General features: G+C 32.2%; 20 protein-coding genes. 10 read left to right on the top strand and 10 right to left on the bottom strand.

The features are described from left to right. Positions 1–5: 5 nt before the first annotated feature. Positions 6–776, top strand: coding sequence for a superoxide dismutase (locus ACZ098_RS15050; RefSeq protein ID WP_487312590.1), 771 nt, complete (start codon positions 6–8; stop codon positions 774–776). 94 nt (positions 777–870) lie between these two features. Beyond that, positions 871–1,440 (top strand): hypothetical protein, encoded by a 570-nt coding sequence (locus tag ACZ098_RS15045; protein WP_487312589.1) that lies wholly within the window; start codon positions 871–873, stop codon positions 1,438–1,440. A 57-nt stretch (positions 1,441–1,497) separates the two neighbouring features. Here the strand turns inward: ACZ098_RS15045 and ACZ098_RS15040 are convergent, their stop codons facing one another. Next, positions 1,498–4,128 (bottom strand): valine--tRNA ligase, encoded by a 2,631-nt coding sequence (locus ACZ098_RS15040; RefSeq protein ID WP_487312588.1) that lies wholly within the window; start codon positions 4,126–4,128, stop codon positions 1,498–1,500. A gap of 384 nt (positions 4,129–4,512) precedes the next feature. On the opposite strand from ACZ098_RS15040, the gene ACZ098_RS15035 reads away from it, so the two are divergent. Continuing rightward, positions 4,513–4,938 (top strand): DUF1573 domain-containing protein, encoded by a 426-nt coding sequence (locus ACZ098_RS15035; protein ID WP_487312587.1) that lies wholly within the window; start codon positions 4,513–4,515, stop codon positions 4,936–4,938. A gap of 28 nt (positions 4,939–4,966) precedes the next feature. Here the strand turns inward: ACZ098_RS15035 and ACZ098_RS15030 are convergent, their stop codons facing one another. After that, a complete protein-coding gene (locus ACZ098_RS15030) occupies positions 4,967–6,298 on the bottom strand; it encodes a PDZ domain-containing protein (protein ID WP_487312586.1) in 1,332 nt (443 codons plus the stop codon). 105 nt (positions 6,299–6,403) lie between these two features. On the opposite strand from ACZ098_RS15030, the gene ACZ098_RS15025 reads away from it, so the two are divergent. The 5 genes from ACZ098_RS15025 to ACZ098_RS15005 all read left to right on the top strand — a co-directional run bounded on the left by ACZ098_RS15025 (position 6,404) and on the right by ACZ098_RS15005 (position 11,599). Continuing rightward, on the top strand, positions 6,404–7,597 hold the full coding sequence (locus tag ACZ098_RS15025) for a pyridoxal phosphate-dependent aminotransferase (RefSeq protein ID WP_487312585.1): 1,194 nt from the start codon (positions 6,404–6,406) through the stop codon (positions 7,595–7,597). Between the two features lie 155 nt (positions 7,598–7,752). After that, the gene (porX, locus tag ACZ098_RS15020; protein ID WP_487312584.1) at positions 7,753–9,306 is read left to right on the top strand and encodes a T9SS response regulator signal transducer PorX; all 1,554 of its coding nucleotides are present in this window, start codon (positions 7,753–7,755) and stop codon (positions 9,304–9,306) included. A 72-nt stretch (positions 9,307–9,378) separates the two neighbouring features. After that, positions 9,379–9,786, top strand: coding sequence for a tRNA (adenosine(37)-N6)-threonylcarbamoyltransferase complex ATPase subunit type 1 TsaE (tsaE, locus tag ACZ098_RS15015; protein WP_487312583.1), 408 nt, complete (start codon positions 9,379–9,381; stop codon positions 9,784–9,786). An 81-nt stretch (positions 9,787–9,867) separates the two neighbouring features. Continuing rightward, positions 9,868–11,061, top strand: coding sequence for an alanine dehydrogenase (locus ACZ098_RS15010; protein WP_487312582.1), 1,194 nt, complete (start codon positions 9,868–9,870; stop codon positions 11,059–11,061). A 160-nt stretch (positions 11,062–11,221) separates the two neighbouring features. Next, on the top strand, positions 11,222–11,599 hold the full coding sequence (locus ACZ098_RS15005) for a DUF4258 domain-containing protein (RefSeq protein ID WP_487312581.1): 378 nt from the start codon (positions 11,222–11,224) through the stop codon (positions 11,597–11,599). A gap of 46 nt (positions 11,600–11,645) precedes the next feature. On the opposite strand, the gene ACZ098_RS15000 is transcribed toward ACZ098_RS15005, so the two are convergent. The 8 genes from ACZ098_RS15000 to ACZ098_RS14965 all read right to left on the bottom strand — a co-directional run bounded on the left by ACZ098_RS15000 (position 11,646) and on the right by ACZ098_RS14965 (position 19,613). After that, positions 11,646–12,815 (bottom strand): proline dehydrogenase family protein, encoded by a 1,170-nt coding sequence (locus ACZ098_RS15000; protein WP_487312580.1) that lies wholly within the window; start codon positions 12,813–12,815, stop codon positions 11,646–11,648. 166 nt (positions 12,816–12,981) lie between these two features. Further along, positions 12,982–13,482, bottom strand: a complete 501-nt coding sequence (locus ACZ098_RS14995; protein WP_487312579.1) for a CAP domain-containing protein — start codon at positions 13,480–13,482, stop codon at positions 12,982–12,984. A gap of 215 nt (positions 13,483–13,697) precedes the next feature. Then, positions 13,698–14,342, bottom strand: a complete 645-nt coding sequence (pdxH, locus tag ACZ098_RS14990; protein ID WP_487312578.1) for a pyridoxamine 5'-phosphate oxidase — start codon at positions 14,340–14,342, stop codon at positions 13,698–13,700. A gap of 196 nt (positions 14,343–14,538) precedes the next feature. Continuing rightward, the gene (locus ACZ098_RS14985) at positions 14,539–15,447 is read right to left on the bottom strand and encodes a ribonuclease Z (protein WP_487312577.1); all 909 of its coding nucleotides are present in this window, start codon (positions 15,445–15,447) and stop codon (positions 14,539–14,541) included. 420 nt (positions 15,448–15,867) lie between these two features. Next, positions 15,868–16,200 (bottom strand): ribonuclease Z, encoded by a 333-nt coding sequence (locus ACZ098_RS14980; RefSeq protein WP_487312576.1) that lies wholly within the window; start codon positions 16,198–16,200, stop codon positions 15,868–15,870. Positions 16,201–16,252: 52 nt separating this feature from the next. Then, positions 16,253–17,182, bottom strand: coding sequence for an aspartate carbamoyltransferase catalytic subunit (locus tag ACZ098_RS14975; protein ID WP_487312575.1), 930 nt, complete (start codon positions 17,180–17,182; stop codon positions 16,253–16,255). Between the two features lie 177 nt (positions 17,183–17,359). Next, the gene (pyrR, locus tag ACZ098_RS14970) at positions 17,360–17,899 is read right to left on the bottom strand and encodes a bifunctional pyr operon transcriptional regulator/uracil phosphoribosyltransferase PyrR (protein WP_487312574.1); all 540 of its coding nucleotides are present in this window, start codon (positions 17,897–17,899) and stop codon (positions 17,360–17,362) included. A 94-nt stretch (positions 17,900–17,993) separates the two neighbouring features. Next, on the bottom strand, positions 17,994–19,613 hold the full coding sequence (locus ACZ098_RS14965) for an ABC-F family ATP-binding cassette domain-containing protein (protein WP_487312573.1): 1,620 nt from the start codon (positions 19,611–19,613) through the stop codon (positions 17,994–17,996). Between the two features lie 283 nt (positions 19,614–19,896). On the opposite strand from ACZ098_RS14965, the gene ACZ098_RS14960 reads away from it, so the two are divergent. Then, the gene (locus ACZ098_RS14960; RefSeq protein WP_487312572.1) at positions 19,897–20,133 is read left to right on the top strand and encodes a hypothetical protein; all 237 of its coding nucleotides are present in this window, start codon (positions 19,897–19,899) and stop codon (positions 20,131–20,133) included. Beyond that, positions 20,124–20,441 carry a type II toxin-antitoxin system RelE/ParE family toxin gene (locus tag ACZ098_RS14955; protein ID WP_487312571.1) on the top strand — a complete coding sequence of 106 codons (318 nt, stop codon included), beginning with the start codon at positions 20,124–20,126 and terminating at the stop codon, positions 20,439–20,441. The genes ACZ098_RS14960 and ACZ098_RS14955 overlap by 10 nt, the downstream gene beginning before the upstream one ends. The last annotated feature ends 403 nt before the right edge of the window (positions 20,442–20,844 follow it).

Here is a 20,844-nt window from a genome sequence, read left to right as displayed (position 1 = left end):
AATAAATGAAAAAAGTAAATTTATTATTCATAATTATTGTAATTATTTCAAGCCTTACCTCTTGTAAAAAGAGAAAATACACTGAAGTCGTTGAAGTGCCTTTACCATCTACCGAACAAAAAATAAGTATTGGTTCACCAGATGATGTAAAAGCTGACAAAGGTGCATTCGAAATGGTGAAACTTCCATACAAGTACGATGCTTTAGCACCAAATATTGATGCATTAACCATGGAAATGCATTATTCTAAACATTATTTAACCTACACTAACAATTTAAATAAAGCATTAGCGGGTACCGAAATTGAAAATCTAACTATCGAAGAGCTTTTTAAAAAATTAGATTTAAACAATACCGATTTAAGAAATAATCTTGGAGGATATTATAATCACAGCTTGTTTTGGGAAATAATGGGTCCAAAAGCTGGTGGCAATCCACAAGACACTTTAGCTGGTGCTATTGATAAAGATTTTGGTTCGTTTGAAAATTTCAAAACGCTTTTTAAAGATGCTGCAACAAAACAATTTGGATCCGGTTGGGCTTGGCTAGTAGTTGACAAAACTGGGAAACTACAAGTAACCAATACTCCAAACCAAGACAATCCAATGATGCCAAAAGCGATACTATCAGGTACTCCAATTTTAGCGTTAGATCTTTGGGAACATGCCTATTACTTAGGATATCAATACAAACGAAAAAACTACATCGACAATTTTTTCAATATCATTAATTGGAAAAAAGTAGGTGAAAAATATGAAGCCGCTTTAAAGAAATAATTACTTTTAAAAATCCTGAGTTTAAGCTTGGGATTTTTTACATTGCAAAAATTAAATTGTCCATATCATTAAGTGTAAAGCAAAATAATTTTACATGAAAAAAATATTTTATTTAACTATATTCTTATCTTTAATTTCCTGCAATAAAGACTCGAAAAATATTGTTCATGAAAACGAAATATATAGTTTTATAAATTATATTATCAAAACTGAATTAAGTCAAAAAGAAAATAAAAATAAATATTTGACAGAATGTTTTCCAACACCAATACCAACAGCCGAATATTTTGGAATCGAAACTATGAATAATTTTTTTGACAAAAATGATGTTACATTTATGAAAAGTCAATTGGATAAAAGATATCATTTTCGACTAAAAAATAATTTAATAAAAAACAGAATTACTGTACCATTTGAATCTCTTATTAAACCACAAGACAAGAACAAAAAATCTGAAAATTATTGGGAAAATACTCTAAATGATGAATACGTTAATGAAAAAATTGATGAAATAAGTTTACCTATATTTAGTAAAAACTACAAAACTGCGATTATTTCTTTTGGAACATATGGTGGAAATGGTCAAACTGAAATTTATAGAAAGTCTAATGGAAATTGGAAAAAAATAAAAACCATTGCAGTTTGGAAAAATTATAAATGCTAATTTAAAATTTATTGTTATAAAAATCCCAAGCCGAAACTTGGGATTTTATAATTATTGTTATTTCAAACCAGCAATACTTTGTTCTAATGTAGAAATTTTAGCAAGTGCATCTGCCTCTTTCTTACGTTCGATTTCCAAAACTTTTTCTGGTGCGCCATTTACAAATTTCTCATTTGATAATTTAGCTTGAACAGACTTTAAGAAACCTTTATTATAATTCAACTCTTCTGTCAGTTTTGCAATTTCTGCTTCAACATCAATACTTCCTGTAATCGGAATAAAATATTCGTTAGAATTTACTCTGTAAGACAATGCTCCATCAACTTTTTCTGAAACATAGTCTAATGAAGTAATGTTTCCAAGTTTAGAAACAACAGCATCAAAATAGGCAGAAGCGTTATCATTATTGATAATCTTCAATTCTATTGCATCCTTAAACGGAATATTTTTGTTTTTTCTAATAGTTCTTATACCAGAAATTACTTCAATAGTTTGATTAAAATCGGTTATCAATTTTTCATCAAAAGCTTTTGACTCCGGCCAAGTTGAAACAATTAATGCTTCTTCTGGAGATCTATCAGCAATTAAATGCCAAACTTCTTCAGTCAAGAAAGGCATAAATGGATGCAACAATTTCATGTTGTTTTCCATCATTTCTATTGCTTTTGCAAATGTCGTGCTGTCTATTGGTTGTTGGTAAGCTGGTTTTATCATTTCCAAAAACCAAGAACAGAAATCGTCCCAAACCAATTTATAAATTCCCATCAGGGCATCTGAAATTCTGTATTTTTCAAAATGATCTTCTATTTCCAGAAGTGTCTGCTGTAATTTGGCTTCATACCATTCGATCGCAATTTTAGACGATTCTGGTTGCGGAATTGTAGTAGAAACTTCCCATCCTTTAATTAACTTGAAAGCATTCCAAATTTTATTAGAAAATCCTTTCCCTTGATTGCAAAGTTCTTCGTCAAACATAATATCATTTCCTGCAGAAGCACTCAACAATAATCCAACACGAACTCCATCTGCACCAAATTGTTCAATTAAGCCAAGTGGTTCTGGTGAATTACCCAATTGTTTGGACATTTTACGACCTTGCTTATCACGAACCAAGCCAGTTAGATATACATTAGAAAATGGTTTTTCTCCTGCATATTCATATCCTGCGATAATCATTCTAGCAACCCAGAAAAATAGAATGTCTGGACCAGTTACTAAATCGTTCGTTGGATAATAGTATTTAAAATCTTCGTTTTCCGGATTCACAACACCACCAAAAACAGCCATTGGCCAAAGCCATGACGAAAACCAAGTATCCAAGGCATCGGCATCTTGCGTTAAATTGTCAGCTGTTAGTTCGGGATTTTGTGTTTTTTCCTTCGCTAATTCAAGAGCTTTTTCTTTGTTTTCGGCAACAACAAAATCCTCTTTTCCATCTCCATAGTAGTAAGCCGGAATTTGTTGTCCCCACCAAAGCTGACGAGAAATATTCCAATCACGGATATTTTCTAGCCAATGTTTGTAAGTATTATTAAAACGTGATGGATACAACTTAATTTCATCTGATTCTAAAACGGCTTTAATTGCAGGTTTTACTAACTCTTCCATGCTTAAAAACCATTGGTCTGACAATCTAGGTTCGATCACAGCTTTAGTTCTTTCAGACGTTCCAACTTTATTTAAATGCGTTTCGGTTTTTGCTAAAGCTCCAGAAATTTCAAGTTCTTTTGAAATTTCATCACGAACTACAAATCTGTCTTTTCCTTGATAGTGTAATCCAAAAGAATTTAATGTTGCATCATCATTAAAGATATCTATAATTTCAAGGTTGTGCTTCTCGCCTAGCGTTTTATCGTTCATATCGTGTGCTGGAGTCACTTTTAAACAACCAGTTCCGAATTCAATATCAACATATTCGTCTTCGATGATCGGAATTACGCGGCCGCAAATAGGAACTATTGCTTTCTTCCCTTTTAAGTGCGAAAAACGTTCGTCGTTAGGATTGATACAAATTGCCGTATCTCCAAAAATAGTTTCAGGACGTGTTGTTGCAACAGTTAGAAAATCTTCTGAACCTTCAATTTTATATTTCAAAAAATATAATTTTCCTTGGCGTTCTTCGAAAATTACTTCTTCATCTGACAAGGTCGTTTTGGCTTCTGGATCCCAATTTACCATTCGGTAACCACGGTAAATTAATCCTTTATTGTATAAATCTACAAAAGAATAAATTACTGATGCCGACATATCTTCGTCCATAGTAAACTTGGTGCGACTCCAATCGCAAGAACAACCTAATTGTTTTAATTGCTCAAGAATTGTTCCTCCATATTTATCGGTCCAATCGTAGGCATGTTTTAGAAATTCTTCACGCGTTAAATCGCTTTTGTTGATTCCTTCGCTTTTTAGCTTGGCAACAACTTTAGCTTCGGTTGCAATGGATGCGTGATCGGTTCCTGGAACCCAACAAGCATTGAATCCTTTTAATCGTGCACGACGAATTAATACATCCTGAATGGTGTTGTTTAACATATGTCCCATGTGCAAAACTCCAGTCACGTTTGGTGGTGGAATTACAATTGTATATGGTGTTCTGTGGTCGGGTTTAGAGGTGAAATAGTCATTTTTCATCCAATAGCTGTACCACTTGTTTTCGATTTCTTTGGCGTTGAATTGTGCAGGAATCATATTTATAGCTTGTTTGATTTTTAGATTGTTGGATTCTTAGATTTTAAAAAGTTGTCGTTTTTAGGATTTAAAGAATCTATATTCTAATGAATTTATATTTAAGAGTTATGTTGAATTGTTTTTAAAATTTATAAAAGTTCCAATAGTTGGTTCTCTAGCCCTGATTGAAACGGTAGCTCACGATTTTTATCGTGACTACAAGTGAAAAGCAGGAATAAGGACTGTTGATAAATCCCGAGCCATTTGCTTCTAATAAAACTTGGTACACTATTTGTATTATGTATGCAAAAGTAGTTAATCTGTACTTTTATAAAAAATTAAGATTTAAATTTTTGTGTATTAATTTAAAGTGTCTATTTTTACAGTAACCAAATTATGAATAAAATGAAAAAAATTATACTTTTTACAGCTTTTTTAATTACTGGTTTGGGTTTTTCTCAAGCTAAAATTGATTTTAAAGCGAAAGACAATACCATTGATTATGGTACTGTAAGTAAAGATAGTGATAGTGGTGTTAGAACTTTTGAGTTTACAAATACAGGTGATGCGCCATTGATTATTACCAATGTACAATCTACTTGTGGTTGTACGGTACCAACTAAGCCTACTGAACCAATTATGCCTGGTAAAACTGGTAAAATTGACGTAAAGTACAATATGAATCCGGGACCGATTAGAAAAACTATTACAGTTGAGAGTAATGCAACTAATGTTGATGGCGGTCGTGTAGCTTTGAAAATAAAAGGAGAAGTAATTGTTAAACAAGAAATCAATTTACTAGAAAAAAAGAAATCTAGTCCAATGCAATAATAATAAAGCCTCTGTCATGAGGCTTTTTTTATAGCATACTTTTTAATTGAAATTTGAATTTAATTGCTTTATAATTTCGCTCTACTTCAAATTCTATTATTTTTCCTTCTTCCGACTTGAGTAAATCATTAATTTCTTGCAATGAAAAATTGTAGGCTTCTTTTTTGTTTATCTTTTTAATAATGTCCTCTTTTTTTAATCCGGCTAGTTCAGCTGGAGAATTTTTTCTAATGTTTGTAATAATATAAATCGGTTTTAACTCAAACTTATATTTAAGATTGTTTTTTATAGCCGTGCCGTTGGAATCGTACAAATTGTTATTTAACAATGGTTTCTCTTCAAACGTTTGCGTTACCCATTGCAAGCCTTGATGTTGGATATCGATACCCGACATATTAAAATTGAAAGCCTCTTTGAATTTCGAATTTTTCTTAAGATACATTTTGTTCTCAGGATAGTCAAAAATTACGGTAAAACGTCGTAACAACTCGGAACCGACTGATCCAACCCTACCAATCAAAGGATTTATGGCACTCGATGCAATAGCATCTGGATACGATATAAGCGGATTGGAAAATTCAAAGTCAGTAATTTGAAATTTTAATATTCTAGCTCTTTTACCAAAAACATCGCCACTAAAACCTCTACCTAGATAATCGTCAAAGTATTTTTCGGCAATTTGAATGGAATCATTTTGGTTTTCAAAGAGCCAAACTGCATCACTATTGCCTGTATCAATCAATAATTTAGCCTTAAGTAAAGTAGATTTATCGGTATTTAATAATTGCGAATACAAGTAAGGTTTGGATTCGTGAAAAATTATTGGAATTGAAGAAAAGGACTTTAAGTTTTTAGCCAAAGTTTTATTCTTAGAACTATAAAACGTAATCTTGTTGTTGTTATAATCAATCTTTATTTTGTGGTTTTTAAAAAAATGATAACCCAAAATACCGTTTACAGGAAATCCTACTTGTGAAGAAATATTGATATTTTGATCCAATACTAAAAACAAGGTGTGATTGTAATCTACAAAATCATTAATTTTTAACGTGTTTTTCACCGATTTGAAACCATCGAATGCATCATTAATTCCAAATCCTTTGATTTTGATTTTCTCGATTTGCTCAAATTGCACCTCATCAGTTTCATCCAAACTAAACAGAATTGATTGCTCAACTCCGGTATCAATAAGAAAATTGAGTGATACACCATTCACTTCAACTGGTAGAATAATTAAATTATTTAAAAGTTTAAATGGAACTGTTATCTTATTTTTATCATTTAAGATTTGAAAACCTTCTTGGGATGAAAGTTTTGAAATGCAACAAAAAAATAAGAGAAAAAAAACTTTAAAATTCATTAATTATATTTTTAATAAATTTAATAAAATTTATGATTTGTAAATCGTTTTTTTATTAATAAATACAATAAAAAATTGCAAATTTGCAAATCTAAATTTTCAATCATGCCAAAAATTTCAAACAAAGGACAACAAATGCCCGAATCGCCAATTAGAAAATTGGTTCCTTATGCAGATATTGCTAAGAAAAAAGGTCATAAAGTATACCATTTAAATATTGGTCAACCAGATATTAAAACACCTGAAGTAGCACTAAACGCTGTTAAAAATGTAGATATTAAAGTTTTAGAATACTCTCATTCAGCAGGTTTTGAAAGCTATAGAACCAAACTTTCGCAGTATTATAAAAACCATGGTTTACCGATAGAATTACAAGACATCATTATCACAACTGGTGGCTCTGAAGCCCTACTTTTTGCCATGGGAAGCACTATGGATGTTGACGATGAAATTATAATTCCTGAACCATTTTATGCGAATTACAATGGTTTTTCAACAGCATCTGGTGTAAAAGTGGTTCCCGTAATTTCAACAATCGAAACTGGATTTGCTTTACCTCCAATTGCCGATTTTGAAAAATTAATTACACCAAAAACTAAGGCTATATTAATTTGTAATCCTGGAAATCCCACAGGTTATTTGTATTCGAATGAAGAAATTCAACAACTGGCAGAATTAGTTAAAAAACACGATTTATTCTTGATTGCAGACGAAGTGTACCGCGAATTCATTTATGATAAATCTGAAAAACATTATTCAGTAATGAATGTGCCAGGTATTGAGGAACATGCTATCATGATTGATTCCGTTTCTAAAAGATACAGCATGTGTGGTGCAAGAATTGGTTGCATCGTATCTAAAAATAAAGAAGTAATGGGCGCAGCGATGAAATTTGCGCAAGCAAGATTGAGTCCGCCAACATTTGCACAAATTGCTAGTGAAGCAGCTTTGGAAACGCCACAAAGTTATTTTGACGAAGTTATCGAAGAATATAAAGAACGTAGAGATACACTTATTGAAGAGTTAAATAAAATTGAAGGTGTAAAAGTTGCAAGCCCAAAAGGTGCTTTTTATTGCATTGCGCAACTTCCTGTACAAAGTGCCGACCATTTTGCACAATGGTTACTAGAAACTTACGATTTCAATGGCGAAACGGTAATGGTAGCTCCAGCTGCAGGATTTTATTCAACTCCTAATGTTGGTTTGAATGAGGTTCGTATCGCCTATGTATTGAAAAAAGAAGATTTAATTAAATCGGTTTTAATACTTAAAGAAGCATTAAAAGTTTACAAAAACTAGAACGATAAATCAGCATATTAAATCCGCCATTGAGCGGATTTTTTTGTAATAATTCACTTATTAAGATTTTTTGGCATAAATTAGATTTTATTTACAATAAATTTAGGAATCGCATCGTTCAATAAATACTAAATTGCACAAAAAAATACGCTAAAATGGATAAAATCAAAATACTTTGGGTTGATGATGAGATAGATTTATTGAAACCACACATACTATTTTTAGAGAAAAAAAACTACGAGGTAACCACTTGTAATAATGGTCGAGATGCTGTTGATGTTTTTGGAGACAACAATTTTGATATTGTATTTTTGGACGAAAACATGCCCGGAATGAGTGGCTTGGAAACGCTTGCCGAAATTAAAGAAAAAAAATCTTCAACACCAGTAATTATGATTACTAAAAGTGAAGAAGAATACATAATGGAAGAAGCAATTGGTTCAAAAATAGCCGATTATCTTATAAAACCTGTAAACCCAAATCAAATATTACTGAGTTTAAAAAAGAATTTAGACCATTCAAGATTGATTTCTGAAAAAACAACATTAGACTATCAGAAAGAATTTAGAAAAATTGCTTTAGAATTATCGATGGTAAATTCTTTTGAAGATTGGGCAGAGTTGTATAAAAAATTGATCTTTTGGGAATTAGAATTAGAAAGTATTGAAGACACGAACTTAATTGCTATTTTAGAATCACAAAAAGTAGAAGCCAACTCGCAATTTGGAAAATTCATCGAGCGAAATTATGAAGATTGGTTTGATCCAAAGGCGGACAGACCTATTTTATCGCACACATTATTTCGTGAATTGGTTGTGCCTGAATTAGTAAAAAAAGAAAAACCAGTATTGTTTGTTGTAATTGATAATTTACGTTATGACCAATGGAAATCTTTTGAAAATGTAGTTAACAATCATTACAAACTCGAGAAAGAAACTCCCTATTATGCGATTTTACCAACAGCAACTCAATATGCTAGAAATGCAATTTTCTCTGGATTAACTCCATTGGAGATGGAAAAGCAGTTTCCACAATATTGGAAGAATGATGTTGACGATGGAGGAAAAAATCTGTACGAAGCCGAATTTCTTACTGCACATTTAAAAAGACTTGGTTTAAATATAAAAGAAGATTATTTCAAAATCACCAACTTGGCATCGGGTAAAAAATTGGCAGAAAATTTTAAATCGCTAAAAGACAACAATCTTGTAACTGTTGTATACAACTTTGTTGACATGCTTTCTCATGCTAAAACCGAAATGGATGTTGTGAAAGAACTTGCGTCAGATGACAAAGCCTATCGTTCATTAACCTTAAGTTGGTTTAAAAATTCGCCACTTTTAGAAATAATTCAACAAGCTCAAAAACTTGGATTTAAGTTAATCATTACAACCGATCATGGAACTATAAACGTGAAAAATCCATCCAAAGTTATTGGTGACAAGAATACAAGTCTAAACTTAAGATACAAAACTGGTAGAAGTTTGAGCTACGAAGACAAAGACGTATATGCTATTAAAGACCCGAAAAAAATTGGACTTCCAGCCATCAATATGAGTAGTTCTTATATATTTGCAAAAAATGATTTATTTTTGGCTTATGTAAACAATTACAACCATTATGTAAGTTATTACAGAAATACGTACCAACATGGCGGTATTTCTTTAGAAGAAGTAATTGTGCCGTTTTTAGTTTTTAACCCACGATAAATTGCAATCAAAACCTAGTGTTTTATTCAAAAAAGTAAAACACTAGGTTGTTTAAATAATTGTTAGAAATATATGGAAATAGTTTTTGGTCTTGATGAAATAAATGCAGTTGCACAGCAAATTTTAGCTCAAAATCCTAAAAAAGTAATTCTTTTCAATGGATCAATGGGTGTAGGAAAAACAACTTTAATTAAATCATTAGCTAAAAATCTTGGTATAAACGATGCTACAAGCAGCCCAACATTTTCATTGGTAAATGAATATTTAATTTCACCAAATCACTACTTGTATCATTTTGATGTATATCGTTTAAAAAACGAAACAGAAGCATTAGATATGGGAATTGAAGATTATTTGTATTCTGGTAATTGGTGTTTTATCGAATGGGCAGAAAACATTCCAAATTTAATTCCCGAAGAACATTCGGTTATTTCAATCGAGGTAGTATCGGATGGAAAACGCCATCTCAAATTAAACTAAAATTCTCTTTAGTTTTTTTGAATTTGAAATTGATTTTTTGCAACTGATTTTTCGTAACTTGTGCCAATATTATTGCATTCTATGTCACTATCACCATTTACAAAGCAACAATTGCTTCCGCAAGAAGAAAAGTTAGAAATTGCACGTCATAAAAGCGAATTGTTTATAGGAATTCCTAAAGAGACAAGCTATCAAGAACGACGCATTTGCTTAACACCCGATGCTGTGAATTCGCTAACATCTCACGGACATAGAGTTCTGATAGAAGCTGGAGCTGGAGAAAGTGCAAGTTATAGCGATAAAGAATATAGTGATGCTGGTGCCGAAATTACCAACGATACTCAAAAAGTATTATCGTGTCCAATTCTATTAAAAGTGGAACCACTTACTATGAAAGAAATTGAAATGGTAAACAGCAATGCCATCATAATTTCTGCCATACAACTGAAAACCCGTAAAAAAGAATACTTCGAAGCGTTAACCAAGAAAAAAATTACTGCACTAGCATTTGAATACATAAAAGATGAAGACGGATCTTATCCTGCAGTCAAATCTTTAAGTGAAATTGCCGGAACAGCATCTATATTGGTTGCTGCTGAATTGATGATTAACAATCAATTTGGAAAAGGATTACTTTTTGGTAATATTACAGGAGTTCCACCAACTGACGTAGTTATTCTTGGAGCTGGAACTGTCGGAGAATTTGCCGCGAGAACTGCAATTGGACTTGGTGCCAATGTTAAGGTTTTTGATAATTCAATTACCAAACTGCGCCGACTGCAAAATAATCTTAACCAACGCGTTTTTACTTCAACGATTCAATCAAAATCATTACTCAAAGCATTGCGTCGCTGTGATGTAGCTATTGGTGCCATGCGAGGCAAAGAACGTTGTCCAGTAATTGTTTCTGAAACCATGGTTGAACACATGAAAAAAGGTTCAGTAATAGTTGATGTAAGTATTGATACTGGTGGCTGTTTTGAAACTTCAGAAATTACGACTCACGAAAAACCAACTTTTATTAAAAACAACGTTATTCATTATTGCGTTCCTAACATTCCTTCTCGTTATTCCAAAACGGCATCACTCTCTATAAGCAATATAATTACGCCTTACCTAATTCAAATTGCTGAAGATGGCGGCATAGAAAGCGCTTTACGTTGTAATAAAGGACTTAAAAATGGTGTTTATCTGTACCACGGAATCTTAACCAATAAAGCCATAGGCGATTGGTTTGATTTACCTGATAGCGATATCAATTTGATTGTATTTTAGTTTCTACCCTTAATTATGTTTTTACTTGATAGAAAATAGTTAAATCCATACATGTTTTATCGAACTTTTGAAGTACTATTGAAAAACTTACAAATAAAATTTAATAGAAATTATTAATTAAAAATTATATCCACTACTTTTGTAAAAAATTATAATTTTCATGAAATTTTACCAACGCTTCGCATATTATTTAGTAGGATTAGTTATCGGTTGCTTCTTTGTTGCGCTAGTACTTTCAGGAAAAGACACACGATGCAATTATTTTCCTAATGCAAGAGTTTTAAACGATTTGCGTAACAAACCTTTTCAGTACAGTATTGAAGCCTCCAGAAAACTATCGGAAGATTGGATTGATACGGTTGATATAAAAAATACACTTACTTACGGTGATGTAGATTTCGACAAAAGCAATATTGCTTATGAAAAAGGGAAAATATATATTATAGAAGGGCAAACTACCAAAAAAGACACGATAACATTACGAGTAATAAACTATAAAAATAAAGCGGTTTTAGAAGATATTATCCGCAAAAAATAAAAAAAATCCAAACTGTTACAAGTTTGGATTTTTTTTAGGTTTAAAATTACTTGCCTTTCCTCCTATTTCGTTCTGCTTTAATCAATTCCAATTCTCTATTGGTTTGTCCTGCTACCGAAGTATTTTCTTCGGCACGACGAATTAAATAAGGCATTACGTCGCGGACTGGTCCAAATGGTAAGTATTTGGCATTATTAAAACCATTTGCTGCCAAATTATAGCTAATGTTATCACTCATACCATACAACTGACCAAACCAAATGCGCTGATCACTTTTATCAATACCTTTATTTTGCATTAAATTCATCAACATATACGAACTTTCTTCGTTGTGTGTTCCTGCAAATATCGACATACAATCTAGATGATCCATCATGTAATTTACTGCTGCATCATAATTTTTATCGGTTGCCTCTTTGCTTTCACAAATAGGTGTTGGATATCCTTTTTCTTCGGCACGCTTGTTTTCTTTTTCCATGTAGGCACCGCGAACTAATTTCATTCCAATGTAAAAGTTTTCACTCTTAGCTTGTTCGTGCAGTTTTTTAAGATAATCCAATCGATCCCAACGGTACATTTGCAACGTGTTAAAAACGATTGCTTTTTCTTTATTGTATTTTCTCATCATGTTGGCTACCAAATCATCGGCAGCGTCTTGCATCCAGCTTTCCTCACCATCAATTAACAAGGCTACATCTTTGTCGTGCGCTGTTTGACACACTTTTTCAAAACGTGCTACTACTCTAGCCCATTCTGCTTGTTCGTCTTGTGTTAACGCTTTATTTTCTCCTAACTTTTCATATAAGTAAAATCGACCTAAACCTGTAGGTTTAAAAACTGCAAAAGGAATTGCCTTTTTTTCTTTAGCAAACTCAATAGTTTTCAAAGTCATTTCTAAAGCAGCGTCAAATTGTGCTTCTTCTTCCTTTCCTTCTACTGAATAGTCTAAAACTGACGAAACGCCCTTAGTGTACATTTTATCAACAACAGAAAGACAATCTTCTTCATTGGTTCCGCCACAAAAATGATCAAAAACAGTTGCTCGAATTAGACCTTCTACAGGTAAATGCGCTTTTAATGCAAAATTGGTAACCGCTGTTCCTATGCGCACTAACGGCTCATTAGCAATCATTTTGAATAAAAAATAGGCTCTATCTAATTCAGTATCACTTTTTAAAGAGAAGGCAACTTGTGTATTATTGAAAATCTTTTCCATTTTAATTTTTGAAAATTACTTAGCAAAGATAAGAACTGTTTGATAAATTATAAAAAAATAGACCAAATATTGAATTATTTATAAAATAATTTAGGTCAAATGGTTTTAAACAAAAAAATCGCACCTTTTGGTGCGATTCATTTCAAAATCAAACAAACTATATAAATTATTTTTTCATAAAAATATTAGTATAATATTTCTTCCCAGTTTCAGGATTTATTGAAATAGAAATTCCAAAATGCGTATAATCTCCTTCAATGTTAGCTTTGTGCCCTGGGCTATTTAACCATGCATGTAATGCTGAATTTGGTGTTGAAAAATTGTAAGCTATATTTTCACCAACTTTCACAGCACCTAAAACTTGAATAATGTTGTTAGAACGTTGTTGAAAATAATCATGATTTACTACATTTTTTTCAATCATGTAAAAATTATGTTCTTGCGACTTGAATGAGATGTGGTTGATAGTTTGTAAACTATTCAATCCAATACTTACTCGGTAATCATTTATGATTTGAGCTAATTCTATTTCATCTGGTGTAGAAGTGTAATTGTTTACAACTTTTACAGTTGACTCTGAATTTTCTTCAGAATCAGTACTTGAACATGATGTCATCGAAAATGTCAACGTAAGCGACATTAACAAAACTAGTAATTTTGCTTTCATAGTAGTAGGGTTAAGTTTAAAGATAGATGTGGGGCAAATTTCTTTAGAATTAATTTTTTGTTTTTTAAAGATAGATGTGGGGCAAATGTCTTTATGTTATTGTAAGAACGTGTTTCTGTTTTCGTTGTACAATATTACTACTATTATCGGTTAAGTGACAAATAAAATCGATGAAATACATAAAATTTACAAAAATCTCTGTATATTTCTTACAATTAAGATGAAAGTCTTTCTATTTTCCAATTGTAATTTTCTTCGAGTTGATATCGAATTCGATCGTGCAATCGATTGGGACGTCCTTGCCAAAATTCTACTTCAACTGGTTTTACTAAAAAACCACCCCAATTGCTAGGTCGAGATATCTCTTTTCCTTCAAATTCTTGTTCTAATTGTTGCAACCTTTGTTCTAAAACAGTTCTAGATGGAATTACCCTACTTTGATTGGATGCAATGGCGCCCAACTTGCTTCCATCTGGTCGTGAATTGAAATAATTATCTGATATTGTATCTGAAGTTTTTTCTGCAATTCCTTTTATGATTACTTGGCGTTCTATTGTTGGCCAGAAAAAAGAAAGACAAACATGTGGGTTATTCGCAATTGCAAGACCTTTTTCAGATTCATAATTGGTGTAAAATATAAATCCTTCTTCGTTGAATTTTTTTAATAGTACGACTCTTGATTTTGGAAAACCATCTAGTCCAATTGTTGCAACTGTCATGGCATTTACCTCATCAACGCCGCCAAAATCTTCGGTTTCATGAAACCATGTGTTGAAAAGATTGATTGGATCTTCGGGTATGTTGGTTTCTACAAGTTCGCTTTTATCGTACGATTTTCTGTAATTGCTTAAATCTTTCATGTTTTTATAGTTGCTGAGTTACTGAGTTGCTAAGTTACTAAGTTTTATTTTTGGAACTGAAATAAATAATAAAATGATAACTTAAAATAGCCCAGATTGTAGTGAAAATAAAAAATGTTCCAATTGTTTTGGAACATTTTTTATTGTATCGAAAAGCTGGAATTACCTAAATAAATAAAGACCAAGCCATTTGCTCCTAATTGATTTCTATTTCTTTTCCGTCTTGAGCCAAAATTACGTTTTCAAAAACGGTTTGTGCTTCGTCTTGAAACAACTGTGTGTTGCCATAACGTGTTGAAAAGTGTCCCAAAATAAGGTTTTTAACATTAGCTTTTGCGGCTATAGTTGCGGCTTGAATTGCAGTGGAATGCATTGTTTTTTCGGCAAGATGTAGTTCTGATTCTAAAAAGGTACTTTCGTGGTAGAGCGCATCTACATTTTGAATTATTGGAATAATACTTTCATTGTACTTGGTATCGCTACAAAATGCATACGACTTATTGGGTTGTGGTGGAAAACTCAATTCTGAATTGGGAATTATTTGTCCGTTTTCTAACGTTATATCACCGCCATTTTTGATTTTGTTATAATATACCTTATCGATTTGATACTCTTCTACTTTATCAATATTTACTTTGCGTTGTGTGTTTTTTTCTTGAAATAAATAACCATTGGTATAGATTCGATGTTCCAACGGAATGGTTTTAACCACTACTGTATCGTCTTCAAATATTGTTTGTGAATCTGTAGCTTCTAATTCGTGAAAATAGAGATTATAACCAGTGTACGAACCTGAATATTTGAGTTGCAACAAGATGATTTCTTTGATGCCTTTAGGTCCAAAAATATGCAAATCGTTTTCACGATTGAGCAACATAAAAGTTGATATTAAACCAACTAAGCCATAAAAATGGTCGCCATGAAGGTGCGAAATAAAAATGTGACTGATTTTGGTAAATTTAACTTTGCTTTTGCGAAGTTGCACTTGCGTTCCTTCGGCACAATCTATTAGGAATGTTTTATTTTTTATTTCTAAAACTTGCGCTGTTGGATTGGATATTGTGCGTGGTGTTGCTGCATGACAGCCTAGTATTGTGATTTTCATTTTGCTACTGGTTACAAATTTTTAGTTTTTTGAGTTTCTTTATAAATTTGTACAGCATATAAAATTACAAAAAGTAGGTTGGCAATAATTCCAAAATAATTTTGAGTTAGATTGGTAAAATAGAGATATAAATTTACAAATAGTAAAATAGAAAAGGCTATTAGAAGAAAAATTTTAAGTTTCATTAACTATCAATATTACATTTATTTCGGAATTTCTTCATTGATTTTCTTGCTGTAACGCACGATTTGAACGACAGAAAGTACAATTATTAATGCATTTATAATTAGTTTCAAGACGTCAAAATTGTTCGTTTTAAAACCACTAATTAAACGACTTGTGAACAAATAAGTGAAGACAAATAAAAATAGAACGTAAATATACAATTTGACTTTGTTGGAAAGCATCATAATGAGTTGTTTAAAATCCTAAATCGCGTTCAATTTCTTCCATTTCGATAATGTCATGGGCTTCTAATAACGATGGCACAACCACCATTTTAACTGGTACTGCATTAAAATCAATTCCATCGGCAACAATTACAAATGATTTTTTGCCTTTTTTATGAATCTTTGATAATTCAGAAAACAATTTAATATCCTTTAACGTTACATTTTTGTCTTGTGTAACATCCAAAATTAAATTTTGAGACTTAAAACTAGTATGCTCTAGTGTCAGTTTTTCAAGAAACAAATTGATGCTACCTTGAGTATCTTTAATTGTAGTAGTATGTCCTTTTTGATTTACTTTCATTTGAATTCTTTTGTGAGATGCTGATTTTATGAGTGACTAGTAACCTTTTAAATTACTGTTTTATTTTACTTGCTAATAAATAAATTACCGCCATTCTAATTGCAACTCCGTTTTCTACTTGGTCTAAAATTACCGATTGTTGCGAATCTGCAACATCTGAAGTAATTTCTACGCCACGATTAATTGGACCAGGATGCATGATTATAATTTCTTTATTGAGAGAATCCAATAACGCTTTATCTACTCCATATTGTTGGGCGTATTCCCGAGTTGATGGAAAATAATTTACATCCATTCGTTCGTTCTGAACACGAAGCATATTGGCAACATCGCACCATTCTAATGCTTTTCGCAAATTGGGTTCTACTGAAACACCAAGACTATCAATATATCTAGGGATTAATGTTTTTGGTCCGCATACTTTTACTTCTGCGCCTTGCATTTGCAACGCATAAATGTTAGAAAGTGCTACCCTTGAATGCAATACATCGCCCACAATTACAACTTTTTTTCCAGCAACTTCACCAAGTCGTTCTCTAATAGAAAAACTGTCTAACAATGCTTGAGTTGGATGTTCGTGTGCACCATCGCCAGCGTTTACAATGCTTGCTTTTACATTTTGTGATAAAAAATAAGCCGCACCAGGATTGGCGTGTCTCATGACTACCATATCAACTTTCATCGATAAAATGTTATTAACAGTATCAATCAAGGTTTCGCCTTTTTTAACCGATGATTGTGCCGCTGAAAAACTAATAACATCGGCTGAAAGCCTTTTTTGAGCCAACTCGAATGATAACTTAGTTCGCGTACTGTTTTCAAAAAAAATGTTAGCTATAGTAATGTCACGTAAAGAAGGTACTTTTTTAATCGGTCTATTGATAACTTCTTTAAATTGATCGGCAGTTTCAAATATTAAGTCGATATCCTCTTTTACAAGATATTTAATTCCTAATAAATGGTTTACACTTAATTCTTTCATTTATTTGTAGTTATGTGTGTATTTAGTTGTTAGTCCTTAGTTGTTAGTCCTTGGTTGTTAGTCCTTAGTTGTTAGTCCTTAGTTGTTAGTCCTTAGTTGTTAGTCCTTAGTTGTTAGTCCTTAGTTGTTAGTCCTTAGTTGTTAGTCCGTTGAAAATAGTCTTGTAATTATTAATTTTTAATTCGTAATTAAATAAACCACATCTTCGCCTTCATTTTCGCTCCAATTTACTTTTACTTTCTCATCATTTATAGCGTCTACTTGTCGGCCTCTATAATCGGGTTGAATGGGTAAATGACGACTAAAACGTCTATCTATAAGTACTAAAAGTTCTACTTCTGATGGTCTTCCAAACGATTGAATAGCTGTTAATGCAGCATTAATACTTCTTCCTGTATACAGTACGTCGTCAATAAAAACTACTTTTTTATTTTCTACTAAAAAATCGATTTGGGTTTTATTGGCTTCTAATGGTTTTTCACTTCGGCGAAAATCATCTCTAAAGAAGGTGATATCTAAAAATCCAAGTTGAAGATTATTCAAATGGTATTCGGTTTCTAAAATTTGTTTGATTCTTTGTGCCAAATATTTTCCGCGTGGTTGTAAACCTATCAAAACCGTATTAGAAAAATCAAGGTGTTTTTCGATCAACTGACAAGCCAGTCGATGTAAGATTATCGTAACTTCTTGGGAAGTGAGTAACGTTTTTTGACTCATGGAATGTGATGTTTAGGCAAATTTAAAATTAAAAATTTAATACTACTACAAATACCAAAAAAAACCGCTTCATTTCTGAAACGGTTGCTATAATTTAATTGTACATTTTCTTTCTTAATTCTTGAACACCTTCGTTATCAAGATATTCATCAAATGTCATGTATCTGTCGATTACGCCGTTTGGTGTAATTTCTAAAACTCTATTGGCAACAGTTTGAGCAAATTCATGATCGTGCGTTGTAAACAATACCGAACCTTTAAAGTTTTTCAATGAATTATTAAATGCGGTAATCGATTCCAAATCTAAGTGATTCGTTGGTTCATCAAGCATCAATACGTTAGCACGAATCATCATCATTCGAGACAACATACAACGTACTTTTTCTCCTCCAGAAAGAACCGTACATTTTTTCAAAGCTTCTTCTCCAGAGAAAATCATTTTTCCAAGAAAACCACGAACATATACCTCATCACGTTCTTCTTCGGTTTTCACAAACTGACGTAACCAATCTACCAAATTCAAACTTCCATCTGTAAAAAACTGACTGTTATCATTAGGTAAATAAGATTGATTGGTTGTTATTCCCCAATCGTAGGTTCCAGCATCGGCAACTTGATTTCCATTTATTATTTCATAAAAAGCGGTTGTAGCTCTAGAATCTTTAGAAAAGATTACCACTTTATCGCCTTTTGCCATATTCAAATCTACATTTCTAAACAATACTTCACCATCAACAGATGCTGCTAATCCTTCAACATGCAAAATTTGATCACCTGCTTCCCTTTCAACATCAAAAATAATGGCTGGATATCTTCTGCTTGACGGACGAATTTCATCTAAATTCAATTTGTCAATCATCTTTTTACGAGAAGTTGCTTGTTTCGATTTTGCCACATTCGCACTAAAACGACGAATAAATTCTTCCAATTCGGCTTTCTTCTCTTCAGCTTTCTTATTTTGTTGTGCTTTTTGTTTTGCTGCTAACTGACTTGATTCGTACCAAAAGGTATAGTTTCCAGAAAAGTGATTAATTTTACCAAAATCGATATCCGAAATGTGCGTACAAACAGAGTCCAAAAAGTGTCTATCGTGCGAAACTACAATTACTGTATTTTCATAATTGGCCAAGAAATTTTCTAACCAAGTGATGGTTTCAAAATCCAAGTCGTTGGTTGGCTCATCCATAATAAGCACGTCGGGGTTTCCAAAAAGGGCTTGTGCCAAAAGTACACGAACTTTCAGTTTCCCTTCTACTTCGCTCATCATGGTGTAATGCATATCGGCAGCAATTCCTAAATTGGAAAGCATTGACGCTGCAGCAGAATCAGCATTCCAACCGTTCATTTCTTCAAATTTTACTTGCAACTCGCCTATTCTATCTACTTTATCATCAGAATAATCGGCGTACAAAGCGTCCATTTCCTGCTTGATAGCAAACAGCACTTTGTTTCCCATCATCACGGTTTCTAAAACGGTGTGTTCGTCAAACATGTTGTGGTTTTGGTTTAAAACCGACATACGTTTTCCTGGTTCTAGATGAATATGACCAGACGTTGGATCGAATTCTCCTGCTAAAATCTTTAAAAATGTAGATTTTCCGGCTCCATTCGCACCAATAATTCCGTAGCAATTTCCTTGTGTGAAGGTCGTATTTACATCGTCAAATAATACTCTTTTACCAAATTGAACCGATAAATTAGAAACTGATAACATATAAAATAATTATAATTAAATTGGGTGCAAAAGTAGTGAAAAGTGTTCAGTTTTTAGTAATCAGTGTTCAGTTTTTAGTGTTCAGTAACTTACACACATTTTTTTGTTGAAAAACAGGTAAAAGTACGCGGTTGGGATTGGTAGGGAAATGGTATATTTGTGATGGAGGTGATTGGTTTGATTGTGTCTGCTTGATAGTTGGACAGTAAACTGATTGAAAAACTGTGCCTAAAAAAATCGTTACTATTATTTTTATTTGTAATTTTGAAAAAAAGATATTGAAATGGATTTACAAACTCGAAAATTAAACTTTATTCAAGACTTTCTAAAGTTAGAGAGTGAAAAGGCAATTGCTCAATTTGAAAATTTACTTAGAAAAGAGACTGTTAATAATACTGAGTTTAATCCAATGTCGATAAGTGAATTCCATGGTAGAATTGAAAAGTCTACAAAAGATTCTAAAAATGGAAAAGTTACTGATGTTGAAGACTTAATATCTGAAATTGAAAAATGGAGTTAGGAATTAAGTGGACTGACTTTTCTAAAAAAGAACTTAAAAACATATTCGAATATTACAAAGAAAAAGCAAGTGTTAATGTAGCCAAAAAACTTGTTTCTGGAATTGCTAAAGAAACTCTAAAACTAAAAAAACATCCTGAAATTGGTCAAGAAGAAGATTTATTAAAAAATGATCCAAGAGAATTTAGATATTTGGTTTACAAAAATTACAAAATCATTTACTTAGTAATTCTTGAAAAAAATGTTATTGAAATTTTTGACGTTTTTGATACTAGACAAAATCCTGTTATAATGAATCGAGTAAAATAAAGTCTTCTGCCAATACAAGTTCTATGCTATTGCTCACGTTGGCTTTTTTAACGGCTTGTTCCATTATCTTTCTTATCACGATTTTTCTTTTAAGGTTTTCGGTATATTTGATTTCGTCAGTGACACTATCAGCAACAAACATAAAGCCTGGGAACGTTGTGCGACATTTTTCAAGCTATACAAGCCCTCCCATAAAAACCTCCGCAAATGTCTCCTGACTTTGCGGTTCTTTTATACATAAAATTAATTCTTAAAAAAGTCACCACTACTCTTACCCAATAGTACTGATGCAATCCGTGCTCACAAGCAACAGCTACCCAAACCAAAACCCAATAAAAAGGAAACCACCAAAACTGTGATGAATGTGGTAATGTTGTTGCGCCTATCCAATAATTGTATGAAA

It is taken from the genome of Flavobacterium sp. SP2, from assembly GCF_057626655.1.
Note: the sequence above shows the minus strand (reverse complement) of the source record. Positions and strands in the feature narration are given on the sequence as shown.

What these genes read in the sequence shown, in the direction of transcription:
- ACZ098_RS14975 (WP_487312575.1), bottom strand. Translation starts at nt 17,182, where the DNA reads ATGAAAGAATTAAGTGTAAACCATTTATTAGGAATTAAATATCTTGTA.
- ACZ098_RS14980 (WP_487312576.1), bottom strand. Translation starts at nt 16,200, where the DNA reads ATGAAAGTAAATCAAAAAGGACATACTACTACAATTAAAGATACTCAA.
- porX (WP_487312584.1), top strand. Translation starts at nt 7,753, where the DNA reads ATGGATAAAATCAAAATACTTTGGGTTGATGATGAGATAGATTTATTG.
- ACZ098_RS14995 (WP_487312579.1), bottom strand. Translation starts at nt 13,482, where the DNA reads ATGAAAGCAAAATTACTAGTTTTGTTAATGTCGCTTACGTTGACATTT.
- ACZ098_RS14985 (WP_487312577.1), bottom strand. Translation starts at nt 15,447, where the DNA reads ATGAAAATCACAATACTAGGCTGTCATGCAGCAACACCACGCACAATA.
- ACZ098_RS15045 (WP_487312589.1), top strand. Translation starts at nt 871, where the DNA reads ATGAAAAAAATATTTTATTTAACTATATTCTTATCTTTAATTTCCTGC.
- ACZ098_RS15025 (WP_487312585.1), top strand. Translation starts at nt 6,404, where the DNA reads ATGCCAAAAATTTCAAACAAAGGACAACAAATGCCCGAATCGCCAATT.
- tsaE (WP_487312583.1), top strand. Translation starts at nt 9,379, where the DNA reads ATGGAAATAGTTTTTGGTCTTGATGAAATAAATGCAGTTGCACAGCAA.
- ACZ098_RS14955 (WP_487312571.1), top strand. Translation starts at nt 20,124, where the DNA reads ATGGAGTTAGGAATTAAGTGGACTGACTTTTCTAAAAAAGAACTTAAA.
- ACZ098_RS15005 (WP_487312581.1), top strand. Translation starts at nt 11,222, where the DNA reads ATGAAATTTTACCAACGCTTCGCATATTATTTAGTAGGATTAGTTATC.
- pdxH (WP_487312578.1), bottom strand. Translation starts at nt 14,342, where the DNA reads ATGAAAGATTTAAGCAATTACAGAAAATCGTACGATAAAAGCGAACTT.
- pyrR (WP_487312574.1), bottom strand. Translation starts at nt 17,899, where the DNA reads ATGAGTCAAAAAACGTTACTCACTTCCCAAGAAGTTACGATAATCTTA.
- ACZ098_RS14965 (WP_487312573.1), bottom strand. Translation starts at nt 19,613, where the DNA reads ATGTTATCAGTTTCTAATTTATCGGTTCAATTTGGTAAAAGAGTATTA.
- ACZ098_RS15000 (WP_487312580.1), bottom strand. Translation starts at nt 12,815, where the DNA reads ATGGAAAAGATTTTCAATAATACACAAGTTGCCTTCTCTTTAAAAAGT.
- ACZ098_RS15030 (WP_487312586.1), bottom strand. Translation starts at nt 6,298, where the DNA reads ATGAATTTTAAAGTTTTTTTTCTCTTATTTTTTTGTTGCATTTCAAAA.
- ACZ098_RS14960 (WP_487312572.1), top strand. Translation starts at nt 19,897, where the DNA reads ATGGATTTACAAACTCGAAAATTAAACTTTATTCAAGACTTTCTAAAG.
- ACZ098_RS15035 (WP_487312587.1), top strand. Translation starts at nt 4,513, where the DNA reads ATGAAAAAAATTATACTTTTTACAGCTTTTTTAATTACTGGTTTGGGT.
- ACZ098_RS15040 (WP_487312588.1), bottom strand. Translation starts at nt 4,128, where the DNA reads ATGATTCCTGCACAATTCAACGCCAAAGAAATCGAAAACAAGTGGTAC.
- ACZ098_RS15010 (WP_487312582.1), top strand. Translation starts at nt 9,868, where the DNA reads ATGTCACTATCACCATTTACAAAGCAACAATTGCTTCCGCAAGAAGAA.
- ACZ098_RS15050 (WP_487312590.1), top strand. Translation starts at nt 6, where the DNA reads ATGAAAAAAGTAAATTTATTATTCATAATTATTGTAATTATTTCAAGC.